The sequence below is a fragment of the Nocardia acididurans genome (genome assembly GCF_016741815.1).
GTDB lineage: Bacteria > Actinomycetota > Actinomycetes > Mycobacteriales > Mycobacteriaceae > Nocardia > Nocardia acididurans.
In genome coordinates this window covers 369,309-383,249 of sequence record NZ_JAERRJ010000002.1, presented here as the reverse complement: position 1 = coordinate 383,249, position 13,941 = coordinate 369,309, and the positions used below count along the sequence as shown (strand labels likewise).

The window sequence follows — 13,941 nt, the reverse complement described above, 5'->3', positions numbered from 1 at the left end:
GGTAGCGAGGCGAATTATGTTCGGCTGATGCCGGTCGACGAGGACAGCAGCGAACACCGCTGGAGTGATGTACCCGCCGACCGGCTACGCCATCGGATATCCGACGCCTTGTCCGCGTTCGCGCGTCGACCCGTCGATCCCGAAGGCCGCAAGTCGGCCGCGGTGCTGATCGCCATCGCCGATCACGCTGGCGAACAAGGTATTTGGCTCACCGAGCGATCGGCGGCCCTGCGTGCCCACGCCGGGCAACTGGCCCTGCCCGGCGGCAAACTGGACCCGGGTGAGGACGCGCAGGCGGCGGCATTGCGCGAGCTACAGGAGGAACTGGGCATCACCGTGCCCCGCTCGACGGTACTCGGACTGCTCGACGACTATCCCACCCGCTCCGGCTACGTGATCACCCCGGTCGTGGCCTGGATCGGCCGCGCACCCTACCCGACCCTGGACCCCGCCGAAGTGGCTGCGGTGCACTGGATTCCGTTCGCCGACCTCGATGTCGAACCCCGCTTCGCCCCCGTCCCCGGCTCGGACCGCCCCACCATCCAGCTCCCCCTGCTCGGCGGCCACCTGCACGCCCCCACCGCCGCCATCCTCCACCAATTCCGTGAGGTCGCCCTGCACAACCGCCCCACCCGCGTCGACCAGATGGACCAGCCCCGCTTCGCCTGGGAATGAAGCTCATTCCGCGAGCGCGCACATGAATGTGCGAGCCCACACACCGATGCCGCCCACCGACGAAGACCACGGCCTACGTATCGACGCCTCCCGCCCCGCCGCGGCCGCCGCCCTCGACAAAGCGGCTGTGCCGCACGAGATCTATGTGGCCGAGAACGCCGACCACGCCTTCTTCAACGACACCGGCCAGCGGTACAATCCCGCCGCCGCCACCGAAGCCTGGCGGCGCGTCACCGACTGCTACGCCCGCTACCTGGGCTGAGAAGGCATGGTGCGCGGCGGCGAATCCTTCCCGGATCGATAACGCTTCTGGCCCCTGCGCGCCCATCGTGCTGGATACGCTGGAAACGGGTGTCCGTACGAGTCGGAGGGGTTTCGATGAGCAGCACGTCCGAGCACGTCGATGTGCTCATTGTGGGGGCCGGACTGTCGGGGGTGGGGGCGGCTTATCACCTGCAGAAGGCGTTTCCGTGGCGGACGTACGTGATTCTGGAGATGCGTGAGGCCATCGGCGGGACGTGGGATCTGTTCCGGTATCCGGGGATTCGCTCGGATTCGGATATGTTCACGCTCGGGTATCGATTCCGGCCTTGGCTGGGGGACAAGGCTATTGCCGATGGGCCGTCGATTCTGAGTTATGTGCGGGAGACGGCGGCGGAGAACGGGATCGACAAGCAGATCCGGTATCGGCATCGGGTGGTGCGGGCGGAATGGTCGTCGCGGGAGAATCTGTGGACGGTGACCGCCGAGCATGACGGGGAGACGGTGACCATGACCGCGAGCTTCCTGTTCAGCTGTTCGGGGTATTACCGCTACGACCAGGGGTATACGCCGGAATTTCCTGGGCGGGAACGGTTTTCGGGTCCGATCGTGCATCCGCAGCATTGGCCGGAGCAGCTCGAGGTGGCCGGTAAGCGGGTGGTGATCATCGGATCGGGTGCGACCGCGGTGACGCTGGGCCCGGCGCTGGTCGAGCAAGGGGCGCAGGTGAGCATGCTGCAGCGGTCGCCGTCCTACATCATTTCGATGCCCGCCCGCGATGCTGTTGCCGATCGGCTGCGCCGAATTCTGCCCGCGCGGGCCGCGTACGCGCTGGCGCGTGCGAAAAATGTGGCGCTCAGTACTGCCATGTATCAGTTCTCGCAACGGTATCCGCAGCGAATGAGGGGCTGGATTCGCGGGTTGCAGCAGCGGTGGCTGCCGCCGGGGTACGACATCGACACGCATTTCAACCCGCGCTACAACCCGTGGGATCAGCGACTGTGCCTGGTGCCCAACAATGATCTGTTCCGGGCCATCCGCCACGGCAAGCTGGAGATGGTCACCGACAGTATCGAGACGTTCACCGAGAGCGGCCTGAGACTGGCATCCGGTCGCGAACTCGACGCCGATATCGTCATCACCGCAACGGGTTTGAATCTCACCGTCTTCGGCGGCGTCGACCTGGTCGTGGACGGCGCGACGATCGGACTGCCGGATTCCATGGCCTACAAGGCGATGATGCTCTCCGATGTGCCGAACTTCGCCTTCGTCATCGGCTACACGAATGCCTCCTGGACGCTCAAGGCGGATCTGGTGTGCGAATACGTGGTGCGGCTGCTGCGGCATATGGACGCGCACGGTTACGCGAAAGCCACCCCTGTGCGCGACGAGTCCGTGGGCACCGCGCCATTCCTCAATTTCGAACCGGGTTATGTGCTGCGCGCCCTGGACATCCTGCCCAAGCAGGGTGACCGCGCGCCGTGGACGCTGCGCCAGAACTACCTGCGTGACCTGCCCACCCTGCGCTATGGCAAGGTCACCGATACGGCGATGCGATTCGAATCCGCCGCCGAGTGACCTTCAGGAAAGGACGGCTTTGGCTCTCCCGCACGCAGCCGCTCAGCTCGACTGGGTGAGCCTGGCCGCGCTGGTCCGGCAGTACAGCGACCCCGGCATCGAATTGCCCGTCGGGGTGTGCGGGCGCATTCACCTGGTCGACAAGCACACGGCCGCGCAGGTGGATCGGCGGAAGTACCTGAAGGACCGGGTGTGCGAGCGGGAGGGGTGCGCGGACAACGGACTGTCGGTGTTCCGCAAGAATCAGCGGTACACGGTCGCGCTCCCCGATGAATTGCCGCGCACCTCACGGGAGATCGTCTACGCGCATCCCCGGGTGACCCGGTTCGCGGAGGCGCTCGCGGCGCTGATCGAGCGCACCGGAAAGGAGCTCGCCGCCGAGCACGAGGTGCGGCGTACATCCGGTGAATCGGCGAACCACGGGGGTAGCCAATCCGATTCGATGTCCGATATCGGATTCCGCTCCGACCGGTTTATCGCGCTCATGGAAGCCGGGGCCACCGACGAACTGCTGACCCACAGCCACGAAGAGATCTGGGAGGTGCTCGACTACCGGCCCGGCGGGCAGGCGGTCGGCAACAATCTGCGATTTCTGCTGTACCACGTCCTGCACGTCTACCTGCGGACCAATCTGATCGTGGCCTTCGGGCTCGAGCAGCGGCCGCAGGACTGGGGATCCATGTCGCCGGGCACGGGCCTGCGGCAGGAGGTGATGCGCGACTGCGACGGGGCCACCTTCCTGCCGCACGCGCGGCGCGAGCTCGCGGAGGGCGTGTACCTGGCCGACGCGCGCGCGGCCGAGGACCTGGTCACGGCCTGTTTCCGCTATCTGGTGCACTACGAATTGCTGTGCCGCGTCACCGGTTACCAGCTGGACTGGGCCGAACACATCCGCCCGGAACTCGGGCTGGAGCCGCTCAGCGACTGAACACGCCTTCGAGCCGATTGCGCGAGCCCGGATGCACCAGCCGGGCCGCACTCACCAGGCCGTCCTCGGACCAGGTGCGCCGGCGGATGAGCAGGCACGGCTCGGTGCGGTCGATGCGCAGCAGCCGGCATTCCTCGGCGCTGCCCAGTACCGCCTCCACCACATGCTCGCCGCGCACGAGCGGCGCGACCCGGCTCAGATAGTCGTTGGGCGTGGTGGCGGTGAAATCCTGATCCAGATAGCCCGGCACGGCGGCGGAATTCACGTACCGGTCCTCGACCTGGATCGGCACATCGTCCTCGAAGTGCACCAGGATCGAATGGAAAGCCTTGCCGCCGAAGGATTCCCGTAGGAACGCCTGCTCGGCGGAAATGGCTTCCGACCGCACCGCGATCACCTCGGTGCGATGCCGGTGCCCGCGCTGCTGGATCTCGTCGGCGATATTGCGCACCTCGAACAGCGGTGAAGACTTCTTGACACCCGCGACGAAGGTGCCGACCCCCATCATGCGCACGATCGCGCCCTCGGCGGCGAGTTCGCGCAGCGCCCGGTTGATCGTCATCCGCGACAACCCCAGCGCCGCCACGAACTGATGCTCGGACGGCAGTTGATCGCCCTCGGCCCAGCGTCCCGTCCTGATCTGCGTGGTCACCAGATTCTTGACCCGCTCATACGCCGGGACGCGATCCCCGCTCGCCGAGCCGAACAGTGCGGCGAGTTCCGCCTCGTCGACCGTCGCCATCGTGTTGTTCCCCTGCTTCTTCGCCGTGCCTCGATCCGGACATGCAGCCTACCGGCCGGAATGCCACGGTCTTGACAGTTGTATAGACAGGACTATACAACTGATGCGGAATGCGATCCAGCACACAGCGGAGGCCCCGGCGGTATGGGCGTCACAGGGCCCGGTGCCGGATATCAGCGACGACTTCGAGGACAGAGGCGATGGACATCTCCACTCCAGGGCACGAACCCCGGACCGTGCGCGCACCCCGCGGCAGCGAGCTCACGACCCAGGGCTGGCAGCAGGAGGGCGCGCTGCGCATGCTCATGAACAACCTCGACCCGGATGTGGCCGAGCACCCGGACAGCCTGGTCGTCTACGGCGGCACCGGACGCGCGGCGCGCAGCTGGGCGGCCTTCGACGCCATGGTCGCCACCCTGAAGACACTGCGCAGCGACGAGACCATGCTGGTGCAGTCCGGCAAGCCGGTCGGCGTCTTCCGCACCAACGAGTGGGCCCCGCGCGTACTCATCGCCAACTCGAATCTCGTTGGAGACTGGGCCAACTGGGAGGAGTTCCGGCGGCTCGAGGAGCTCGGGCTCACCATGTACGGGCAGATGACCGCCGGATCCTGGATCTACATCGGCACCCAGGGGATTCTGCAGGGCACCTATGAGACCTTCGGGGCGGTGGCGCGCAAGCGATTCGGCGGCACACTCGCCGGAACCATCACGCTCACAGCCGGTTTGGGCGGTATGGGCGGCGCGCAGCCCCTCGCGGTCACCATGAACGAGGGTGTGGCCATCTGCGTCGACTGCGATGTCACGCGCATCGACCGCCGCATCGAACACAAGTACCTGGATGTGAAGGCCGACAACCTCGAGCACGCGCTCGAGCTGGCCGTGGCCGCCCGCGACGAGCGCCGCCCGCTGTCCATCGGCGTGGAAGGCAATGCGGCGGAAGTGTTCCCGCTGCTGCTGGAGCGCAACGCGCCCATCGACATCGTCACCGACCAGACCTCGGCGCACGACCCGCTCGCGTATCTGCCCCTGGGCGTGGACTTCTCGGAGATGAAGACCACCGCCGAGAAGGATCCGGCCTGGTTCACCGAACAGGCGCAGGCGTCCATGGCCGCACACGTGGCCGCCATGGTCGGCTTCCAGGATCGCGGCGCGGAGGTCTTCGACTACGGCAATTCCATTCGCGACGAGGCCCGCAAGGGCGGCTTCGACCGCGCCTTCGACTTCCCGGGCTTCGTGCCCGCCTACATCCGGCCGCTGTTCGAGGAGGGGCTCGGGCCGTTCCGGTGGGCCGCGCTGTCCGGTGATCCGGCCGATATCGCCGCCACCGACAAGGCCATTCTCGAATTGTTCCCGGAGAACGAGCATCTGCGCCGCTGGATCACCATGGCGGGGGAGAAGGTCGCCTTCGAGGGCCTGCCCGCGCGCATCTGCTGGCTCGGCTACGGCGAACGGCATCTGGCCGGGCTCAAGTTCAACGAGATGGTGGCCAGCGGAGAACTCAAGGCCCCCATCGCCATCGGCCGCGATCACCTCGACTCCGGTTCGGTCGCTTCGCCGTACCGCGAGACCGAGTCCATGCAGGACGGCTCGGACGCCATCGCCGACTGGCCGCTGCTCAACGCCCTGGTCAACACCGCCTCCGGCGCGTCGTGGGTGTCCATCCACCACGGCGGCGGCGTCGGCATGGGCCGCTCCATTCACGCCGGGCAGGTGTGCATCGCCGACGGCACCGAACTGGCCGCTCGCAAGATCGAGGCCGTGCTGACCAATGATCCCGGCATGGGCGTCATCCGGCACGCCGACGCCGGCTACGAGCACGCCATCGACACCGCCCGCACCCGCGGCGTCCGCATCCCCATGCGCGAACAGCAGTGACGGATCGGCGAGTCGCGCGGCGTGGCGTTAATGCGGACGTATGTTCGAATCTTTTCGACATATCGACGCCCGTTATCACTTATCCTTCCGGTGTGAAGTTGGTCGTGGCCGTTAAGCTGCTCCCCAACCTGGAGCAAGGAGAATCCCTGCTCCGCACTCTTCGTGACGTGAACGCGGCGGCGAATGCTCTATCCGAACTAGCGCAGGGTGAGATGCGACGCAGTCGCGGAGATCTGCAACGCGCGCACTACCGTCTCGTCAAGTCGATGGGATTGTCTGCGCAGCCTGCGCTGCATGTGATCCGGAAAGTTGCGGATGCGTACACGACGCGGTCGGCGAATCTGAATGCTGGTAACTACGGCCCGCGCTGCGGTACGCGTTACAAGCGGGTAGAGACGACCCCCATTCGGTTTCGGGCAACGGCCGCGCACGCCTACGATGATCGCTGTCTGTCATGGCAAATGGACGCACATACAGTGTCGATCTGGACTGTGAACGGGCGCGTGAAGGGCATCGCGTTCTCCGGTTCTGCTACTCACCTGGACATGCTCCGCCGGTACCGGCATGGTGAATCCGATCTCGTCTACCGCGATGGTTCGTGGTATCTGTATGCGACATGCGAGATATCGGAGTCGGAAAGGCGCGAACCGAACAGCTGGATGGGAGTCGATCTTGGGCTTGCCAACGTCGCGACCACGAGCACAGGGTACCGAGTACGTGGGCGTGGCCTTCGGCGACATCGCGAACGGCAACGTCGCCTGCGCGGCAAACTCCAATCCAAAGGCACGAAGTCCTCGAAGCGGTTGCTGAAGCGACGACGCTGGAAGGATGCTCGATACGCGAATGACTTGAATCATCAAATATCGAAACGTATTGTGGTCGAGGCAGAACGCACCGGGAATGGAATCGGTCTCGAGGATTTGACCGGTATTCGTGAGCGGGTACGGCTTCGCAAGCCCCAACGGACCGCATTGCATAGCTGGGGTTTCCGTCAACTCGCGCGCTTCATTCAGTACAAGGCTCGTCGTGCGGGCATTCCAGTGGTTTTTGTTGATGCTCGTGACACATCCCGGACCTGCCATCGGTGTGGGTTCGCAGACAAGAAGAATCGCTTGAACCAAAGCGAATTCTGCTGTCGTTCGTGCGGTTTCGTTGAACACGCGGACGTAAATGCTTCCCGCAACATCGCCGCGCGTGCGGCGGCTGTGTGGGAACGCGGGGCTCAGTCAACGGTCCCTGATCCGATCTAGGTTCTGGACGCGGACTCGACCGGCGGCTAGCCGTGTCGAGGGTTGCAACCTGGCCGTTCCGGCTGGGGGTTGACGAATTTCGTGCTCTGCCCGGTAATGGTGTTCGCACGATGGGAAACGTGCCCGCCCTCGGTTGCTATGTGATCGGCGTGCTCGCTCAGGCATCATCCTCACCGCCGCCCTGTACTACCCGCTCGCCAAGCGCCTGAACAACCCGCCGCCGCACATGATCTACCCGGCGGACACCGAGATCGCCCGAGCCTGAGAGGAATTCGCGTGGCGACGTACGCAGTCACCGATATCGGAACGCTGGTCACCAACGACCCGGCCCTGGGCGACGGCCCACTCGGCGTACGCCGCGACGCCGCAATAGTATTCGAACACGGCCGCGTCGCCTGGGTGGGCGACACCCGCGACGCCCCCGCCGCGGATGCGGGCCGCTCCCTGAACGGCCGCGCACTGCTCCCCGGGTTCGTCGAAAGCCACTCACACCTGGTATTCGCCGGTGACCGGGCCGAGGAATTCTCGGCCCGCATGACCGGAAAGCCCTACACCGCGGGCGGAATCCGCACCACCATCGCCGCCACCCGCGCCGCCACCGACGACCAGCTCGAATCGAATATGCGCCGCCTGCTCGCCGAAGCCCGCCGCTCCGGCAGCACGACGGTCGAATGCAAATCCGGCTACGGCCAAACCGCCCACGACGAACTCCGCAGCGTCCGCGTGGCCGAACGCATGACCGACGAGGTAACCCTGCTCGCCGCCCACGTTCCCCCGCCGGAGTACGCGGGCCGCGCGGACGACTACGTCGCCATGGTCATCGCCGACATGATCGAACCCTGTGCCTCGCACGCCACATGGGTGGACGTCTTCTGTGAACGCGGTGCGTTCGACGAGGACCAATCCCGCGCAGTCCTCAAAGCCGGTATGGCGCAAGGGCTCACACCCCGCGTGCACGGCAACCAACTCGGCCCCGGCCCCGGCGTCCGCCTGGCGGTCGAACTCGGAGCGGCCTCGGTAGACCACGTCACCTACACGACCCCCGCCGACATCGACGCCCTCGCCAACAGCTCCACGGTCGCCACCCTGCTGCCCGGCGCGGAATTCTCCACCCGCCACCCCTACCCCGACGCCCGCGCCCTCATCGACGCAGGCGTCACAGTGGCCCTCGGCGCGGACTGCAACCCCGGCACCAGCTACACCACCAGCCTCCCCTTCTGCATCGCCCTCGCCGTCCGCGAGATGCACATGACCCCCGAGGAAGCAGTCTGGGCGGTCACCGCAGGCGGCGCGAAAGCCCTGCGCCGCACCGACATCGGCCACCTCACCCCCGGAGCCCGCGCCGACGCCATAGCCCTCGACGCCCCCTCCTACCTCCACCTGGCCTACCGCCCCGGCGTCCCCCTGGTCCGCGAGGTCTGGAAAGACGGCGAACTGACGAAGGACCGCTGATGACCTCGGCCCCCGTCATTCGGCACCGGCCGAGACCTACATCAATCGGCTCTCCCACCAGGTAAGGCGAGAAGGAGTCACATGAGCATCGAGGTGGATATCCCGGCCGCACCGTGGACCGGGCGGACCGATGGCTCCGGGTCGGAGCATCTGCGCTGGCACCAGGCTGTCCGGCCCTACGATCCGGCCGAGCGCGAAAGTCGTTGCGTTCTCATCGGATTCGCCAGTGACGAAGGCGTGAACCGCAACAAGGGCCGCACAGGCGCGGCCGCCGGCCCGGACGCCCTGCGCGGCGCCCTGTCGTCCATGGCCCTGCCCGATCCGATCGTCCTCGAGGATGCGGGAACCATCGCGGTCACCGACGCGGATCTCGATGGGGGACAGGCCCGGCTGGGCCGGGCCGTGGCCGCCGCGATCAACGATGGCCGCCTCCCCGTCGTGCTCGGCGGGGGTCACGAGGTCGCGTACGGCACCTATCGAGGGGTAGCCGCCGCACGCACCCGCGCGGACCGCCCCCGCCTCGGAATCCTGAACCTGGACGCACATTTCGACCTGCGAGCCGACCCCGTCCCCAGCTCGGGCACCCCCTTCCGGCAGATCCTGGAGGCAGAGCAGGCAGCCGGAACCGACTGCCGCTACGACGTTCTCGGCATAAGCCAGCCCAGCAACACCCGTGCCCTGTTCGACACGGCGAAGCGCCTCGGCGTCCGCTACCTGATCGACGACCGCTGCGGGGTCACCGATTCCGACCAGGTCGACACCTTCGTAGCAGCGTTGGTCGATTCCGTGGATCAGATCTACCTCACCATCGACCTCGACGTCCTCCCCGCCGCCGTGGCTCCCGGCGTCAGCGCCCCAGCTGCCTACGGCGTCCCGCTGGAAACCATCCAGCGCGTCTGCGACCGCGTCACCGAAAGCGGCAAACTCATCGCCGTAGACGTCGCCGAACTCAACCCGGCCTTCGACATCGACAACCGCACCGCACGCACAGCCGCCCGCCTGATCCATCGCATCGTCACCCGCCATCGCCTCCCGCATGTCGAGTCCGCGTGATCGGTAGGAGTGGCAGTAGGAGCGGCAGTAGGATTGATTGATGGCTCCCAAAACCACGAAAGTGTCGCTATCGCTGGACACCCACGCCTGGCAGACAGCGGAAGCCGCAGCTCGTAAGGCAGGCATATCCACCTCGGCATGGATCTCCAAGGCGTGCGTGGACAAGGTTGTGCGTGATTTCCGACCCGAACCCCGCGACCCGGCCGCCGACGAGGCCGAAGCCCTGGCCGAGGATGCCGAATACCAGGCGTCCGTTACCGATCACCGCCGTCGCGGCGCGCAGGGAGCCGCGTGAGCCTGACTCGCGGTGACATTCACGAATACGGTCAACCCGGCGCAGCCCGGCAGCGGATCGTGCTGCTGGTCGCCAACCAGGCCGTGCTCGATTCCGAACGGCCCTGGTTCAACGCCTTGGACCTGGTGCCCGACACTGACGGCGACATCCTCACCGTTCCGATCCCCGGCCACGGCTGGGTGAATACGGTGGCCATGCTGCGCGTCTACCGGCCATGGATCCGGGAACGGATCGGCACGACCGACGCCGACACCATCGAGAAGGTCGAGATCGGACTACGGACCGCCAACGCGCTGTGACGGCGACAGGTGGCGGGCCTCAGCGGGTGGTGAGTATCAGGTAGCCCTGGGTGTTTCGGGGGTGGATCGGTAGTTCGTGGTGGAACAGGGCGTCTACGAAGGGGATTCGGCGGTGGTAGGCGTAGCGGGATGTGGTGCTGCCCGCGATGGCGGGCGCAGTTCGCGGTGAGGGGCTCGACGACCAGCCGGGGTGCTGTCGGCATCGGCTCATGATCGCATGGGCGCTGCCGGGCGGTTCAGGGCTCCGGCGCGTCGAAGAAGCCGGGGATGGCTAGGGCGTATTCGACGTCTTCGCGGCGGCCGAGCATGGCCAGGACGCCGCGGATCATGGTGGCGCGGGCGTTGGCGAGGGTGGTGGCGTCGGGTTCGGTGTCGGGGGCTCCCGCGGAGATGCGGTAGACGACGAATTCGCAGATTTGGAGGGCGGTTTCGAGGTTGAGGTCGGTGGGGGCCGGGCGGCCGATCTCGGCGAATTTGACGTGTACCAGGCCACGGATCTGTTCGAGGGCGGCTTCGCGGTAGCTGGAGACGGGGGAGGTCGGGTCGTGGAGTTCGGCGAAGAGGGGGGCCAGCATGGGGCCGTGGCCGCGCGCCCAGTACAGGTAGGCCTCGATCATGTTGATGCCCAGTTCGACCGGTTCGGTGGTGTCGGACAGGGCGTCGCGGATGCCGCTGACCAGGTCCTCGTTGGAGGTGGCCATGACCGCGTGCAGGGGTTCGGTGGCGTTGGCGAAGTAGCGGTAGAAGGTGGGGCGGGCCAGGCCGGCCTGTTCGATGATGCGGGCGACGCTCAGGCCGCGGGAACCGTGTTCGGCGAAGACCACGGCCGTCGCCAGGACTATGCGGGCGCGTACCTGGTCGGCCTGCTCCTCGGTCTGTGGCGGGCGGCCGCGGCGGGGAGGTGTCTCAGCGGCGGGTGCGGGTGCTTGTGTCATTTCCCAGTGCTCCCGGTAGCGCTTGACATGAGGTGCGTCACGTCTATTAATCTAACACCAGTGTTCACGTAACACTGGTGTTCAGGAAATAGCGGGCGCTCGGCCCGCCCACGCTTGGAGAGGGCGCATCAATGACGACTGCCCCGCAGCTCGCCGCTGCCGACGCACTGCCGTTCGACCTGGTACAGCGGCTGCTCGGCCGTGCCGTCGCGGGCGGCGCGCCCTCGGTCGAGGTATTCGCGCCCGCCACCGGAGCCAAGATCGCGGATCTGCCGCAGTCCTCGGTGGCCGATGTGGAGAAGGCGTTCGAGACCGCGCGCACGGCGCAGCGGGCATGGGCGAAGGTCCCCGTGGGCGAGCGCGCCGCGCTGCTGCGCCGCATCCACGACCTGGTGCTCGCCGAACAGGACGCCATCCTCGACATCATTCAGCTCGAGACCGGCAAGTCGCGCGTGCACGCCTTCGACGAGGTCTCCGATGTCGCGGTGAACACCCGCTTCTACGCGGCCGAGGGCAAGAAGATCCTGGCCCACCGCAAGCCACGCGGCGTCATGCCGGTGCTCACCCAGGTGGAGGTGCGCAACCGGCCCAAGGGTGTGGTCGCGGTCATCTCGCCGTGGAATTACCCACTGGCCCTTGGCGCTTCGGACGCCCTGCCCGCCCTGCTGGCCGGTAATGCCGTCATCGGCCGCCCGGACAATCAGACCGCGCTGACCCTGCTGTGGGCCATCGACGTGGCCGAGCGCGCGGGCCTGCCCAAGGGGCTGTGGCAGGCCGTGCTGGGCCGCGGCGCGGTGGTCGGCACCGAGGTCATCGCCCGCGCCGACTACGTCGACTACACCGGATCCTCGGCGACCGGCCGCACCATTGCGCAGCAGGCAGGGGAGCGGCTCATCGGCTACTCGCTCGAATTGGGCGGCAAGAACCCGCTGCTCGTGCTCGAGGACGCCGATGTCTCCGCGGCCGCCAAGATCGCGGTCCGCGCCTGCTTCGCCTCGGCCGGGCAGCTGTGCGAGTCCATCGAGCGAATCTACTTGCACGACACCGTGTATCAGCAGTTCGTGAGCGAATTCGTCGAGCACACAAAGAAACTCACGCTCGGCAAGACCCTTGACTTCGACTACGAGATCGGGTCGCTGACCTTCCCGCGCCAGATCGCCACCGTCAGCAGCCATGTCGACGATGCCGTGGCCAAGGGCGCGAAGGTGCTCGCGGGCGGCAAGGCTCGCCCCGACCTCGGCCCGTACTTCTACGAGCCCACCATCCTCGAGGGCGTGCGCGAGGGCATGACCGTCTACCGCGAGGAGACCTTCGGCCCGGTCGTCTCGGTCTACCGCGTGAGCAGCGACGCCGAGGCCGTCGCCCAGGCCAACGACACCGCCTACGGTCTCAATGCCAGCGTGTGGAGCCGCGACACCGAACGCGCCCGCGAGGTCGCCGCCGCCGTGAACGCCGGATCGGTCAACGTGAACGAGGGTTTCATCGCCGCCTGGGGTTCGGTGGCCGCGCCGTCGGGCGGATTGGGAATCTCCGGCACGGGTCGCCGCCACGGACCGGAAGGTCTGCTGAAATACGTGGACACCCAGACCATCGCGGTGCAGCGGGTACTCCCGATCGCGCCGCTGCCCGGCATGTCCGAGCAGCTGTGGGCCAAGACGATGACGCTCTACCTGGGTGTCATGAAGACCTTGCGGCAGAAGTGATCTGCTGCCTTACTCGAGCGAGACAGGGGTACACGAGGGTATGAAGACGGTAGCGGGCAAGAAGGTCCTCGTCACGGGCGCCGCTATGGGTCTGGGCAAATCGTTCGCCCAGCGCGCGGTCCGCGAACGCGCCGCCGACGTGGTGCTGTGGGATGTCAACGAGGAAGCCCTCAAGGAGACCGCGGCGGAGCTGGCGGCCGAGGGTGGCAGCCGGATCCACCACTACGTGGTCGACGTGTCCGACCGCGACGCCATCGCCGAAGCCGGTGCCGCCGTGCGCGATCAGGTCGGCGATATCGACATCCTGGTCAACAACGCGGGCATCGTGCGCGGTAACGGCTACTTCTGGGAAACCGCGAACAAGGCCGACATCGACAAGACGATGGCCGTCAATTCCCTTGCGCCCATGTACATCACGCTGGAGTTCCTCCCGGCGATGGTGGCCGGCGGCCGGGAGTCGCGGGTGCTGAACATCGCCTCCTCGGCGGGCCTGGTGTCCAATCCGCGCATGAGCGTGTACGCGGCGTCCAAGTGGGCAGCGCTGGGCTGGTCGGATTCGGTGCGCCTGGAACTCGAGCAGTCCGGCAACACCCACGTCGCCTTCACCACCGCGTGCCCGACCTACATCAACACCGGAATGTTCGACGGCGCCAAGGGTTTCTGGTTCACGCCCATCCTGGAGCAGGAGCCGGTCGTGGACACCTTCTGGGCCGAGATGAAGAAGGGCACCCCGCTGGTCGTGCTGCCCTGGACCTCGCGCCTGAACCGCGCCATCTCCGGGCTCCTACCCCTGAAGGTGCGCGACTTCTACCTCAACACCGTCGGCGTCTACCACTCGATGGACGAATTCACCGGCCGCAAGTAGCAATTCGAGCGAAGGGCCCGCGCGGAGG

Annotated in this window: 15 protein-coding genes; 12 read left to right on the top strand and 3 right to left on the bottom strand. The window is 66.7% G+C overall.

What is annotated here, in order from left to right:
- Positions 1–27: 27 nt before the first annotated feature.
- The 4 genes from JK358_RS06145 to JK358_RS06130 all read left to right on the top strand — a co-directional run bounded on the left by JK358_RS06145 (position 28) and on the right by JK358_RS06130 (position 3,442).
- Positions 28–675 carry an NUDIX hydrolase gene (locus tag JK358_RS06145; protein WP_201944648.1) on the top strand — a complete coding sequence of 216 codons (648 nt, stop codon included), beginning with the start codon at positions 28–30 and terminating at the stop codon, positions 673–675.
- A gap of 22 nt (positions 676–697) precedes the next feature.
- Positions 698–937: a dienelactone hydrolase family protein gene (locus JK358_RS06140; RefSeq protein ID WP_201944646.1), complete on the top strand. Its 240-nt coding sequence runs from the start codon at positions 698–700 to the stop codon at positions 935–937.
- Positions 938–1,053: 116 nt separating this feature from the next.
- Entirely contained in the window at positions 1,054–2,514 is a 1,461-nt protein-coding gene (locus tag JK358_RS06135) for a flavin-containing monooxygenase (RefSeq protein WP_201944643.1), read from the top strand.
- Positions 2,515–2,533: 19 nt separating this feature from the next.
- The gene (locus tag JK358_RS06130; RefSeq protein ID WP_201944641.1) at positions 2,534–3,442 is read left to right on the top strand and encodes a hypothetical protein; all 909 of its coding nucleotides are present in this window, start codon (positions 2,534–2,536) and stop codon (positions 3,440–3,442) included.
- On the opposite strand, the gene hutC is transcribed toward JK358_RS06130, so the two are convergent.
- Positions 3,432–4,184, bottom strand: coding sequence for a histidine utilization transcriptional repressor HutC (gene hutC, locus JK358_RS06125; protein ID WP_201944639.1), 753 nt, complete (start codon positions 4,182–4,184; stop codon positions 3,432–3,434). The genes JK358_RS06130 and hutC overlap by 11 nt on opposite strands.
- Positions 4,185–4,384: 200 nt before the next feature.
- On the opposite strand from hutC, the gene hutU reads away from it, so the two are divergent.
- The 6 genes from hutU (at position 4,385) to JK358_RS06095 (ending at position 10,410) form a co-directional block, all read left to right on the top strand.
- Positions 4,385–6,061 (top strand): urocanate hydratase, encoded by a 1,677-nt coding sequence (gene hutU, locus JK358_RS06120; RefSeq protein ID WP_201944637.1) that lies wholly within the window; start codon positions 4,385–4,387, stop codon positions 6,059–6,061.
- A gap of 92 nt (positions 6,062–6,153) precedes the next feature.
- Entirely contained in the window at positions 6,154–7,311 is a 1,158-nt protein-coding gene (locus JK358_RS06115) for an RNA-guided endonuclease InsQ/TnpB family protein (RefSeq protein WP_201944635.1), read from the top strand.
- 276 nt (positions 7,312–7,587) lie between these two features.
- Entirely contained in the window at positions 7,588–8,763 is a 1,176-nt protein-coding gene (gene hutI / locus JK358_RS06110) for an imidazolonepropionase (protein WP_201944633.1), read from the top strand.
- 81 nt (positions 8,764–8,844) lie between these two features.
- Entirely contained in the window at positions 8,845–9,816 is a 972-nt protein-coding gene (gene hutG, locus JK358_RS06105) for a formimidoylglutamase (protein ID WP_201944631.1), read from the top strand.
- A gap of 40 nt (positions 9,817–9,856) precedes the next feature.
- A complete protein-coding gene (locus JK358_RS06100; RefSeq protein ID WP_201944628.1) occupies positions 9,857–10,111 on the top strand; it encodes a hypothetical protein in 255 nt (84 codons plus the stop codon).
- Complete coding sequence (locus JK358_RS06095; RefSeq protein ID WP_201944626.1) at positions 10,108–10,410, top strand: hypothetical protein; 303 nt, start codon at positions 10,108–10,110, stop codon at positions 10,408–10,410. The genes JK358_RS06100 and JK358_RS06095 overlap by 4 nt, the downstream gene beginning before the upstream one ends.
- A 19-nt stretch (positions 10,411–10,429) precedes the next feature.
- Here JK358_RS06095 and JK358_RS06090 read toward each other — a convergent pair whose 3' ends face one another.
- A complete protein-coding gene (locus JK358_RS06090) occupies positions 10,430–10,621 on the bottom strand; it encodes a tRNA-dependent cyclodipeptide synthase (protein WP_201944624.1) in 192 nt (63 codons plus the stop codon).
- Positions 10,622–10,646: 25 nt separating this feature from the next.
- Entirely contained in the window at positions 10,647–11,345 is a 699-nt protein-coding gene (locus JK358_RS06085) for a TetR/AcrR family transcriptional regulator (RefSeq protein ID WP_201944622.1), read from the bottom strand.
- Positions 11,346–11,476: 131 nt separating this feature from the next.
- Between JK358_RS06085 and JK358_RS06080 the strand changes: the two genes are divergently transcribed.
- Positions 11,477–13,048 carry a succinic semialdehyde dehydrogenase gene (locus JK358_RS06080; protein ID WP_201944620.1) on the top strand — a complete coding sequence of 524 codons (1,572 nt, stop codon included), beginning with the start codon at positions 11,477–11,479 and terminating at the stop codon, positions 13,046–13,048.
- A gap of 40 nt (positions 13,049–13,088) precedes the next feature.
- Positions 13,089–13,913 (top strand): SDR family NAD(P)-dependent oxidoreductase, encoded by an 825-nt coding sequence (locus tag JK358_RS06075; RefSeq protein ID WP_201944617.1) that lies wholly within the window; start codon positions 13,089–13,091, stop codon positions 13,911–13,913.
- The last annotated feature ends 28 nt before the right edge of the window (positions 13,914–13,941 follow it).

Bases quoted from the DNA above. Each gene is read 5' to 3' on its own strand.
- JK358_RS06100 (WP_201944628.1), top strand. From the start codon at position 9,857: ATGGCTCCCAAAACCACGAAAGTGTCGCTATCGCTGGACACCCACGCC.
- JK358_RS06085 (WP_201944622.1), bottom strand. From the start codon at position 11,345: ATGACACAAGCACCCGCACCCGCCGCTGAGACACCTCCCCGCCGCGGC.
- JK358_RS06145 (WP_201944648.1), top strand. From the start codon at position 28: ATGCCGGTCGACGAGGACAGCAGCGAACACCGCTGGAGTGATGTACCC.
- JK358_RS06140 (WP_201944646.1), top strand. From the start codon at position 698: ATGAATGTGCGAGCCCACACACCGATGCCGCCCACCGACGAAGACCAC.
- JK358_RS06075 (WP_201944617.1), top strand. From the start codon at position 13,089: ATGAAGACGGTAGCGGGCAAGAAGGTCCTCGTCACGGGCGCCGCTATG.
- JK358_RS06135 (WP_201944643.1), top strand. From the start codon at position 1,054: ATGAGCAGCACGTCCGAGCACGTCGATGTGCTCATTGTGGGGGCCGGA.
- hutU (WP_201944637.1), top strand. From the start codon at position 4,385: ATGGACATCTCCACTCCAGGGCACGAACCCCGGACCGTGCGCGCACCC.
- JK358_RS06080 (WP_201944620.1), top strand. From the start codon at position 11,477: ATGACGACTGCCCCGCAGCTCGCCGCTGCCGACGCACTGCCGTTCGAC.
- hutG (WP_201944631.1), top strand. From the start codon at position 8,845: ATGAGCATCGAGGTGGATATCCCGGCCGCACCGTGGACCGGGCGGACC.
- hutC (WP_201944639.1), bottom strand. From the start codon at position 4,184: ATGGCGACGGTCGACGAGGCGGAACTCGCCGCACTGTTCGGCTCGGCG.
- JK358_RS06090 (WP_201944624.1), bottom strand. From the start codon at position 10,621: ATGAGCCGATGCCGACAGCACCCCGGCTGGTCGTCGAGCCCCTCACCG.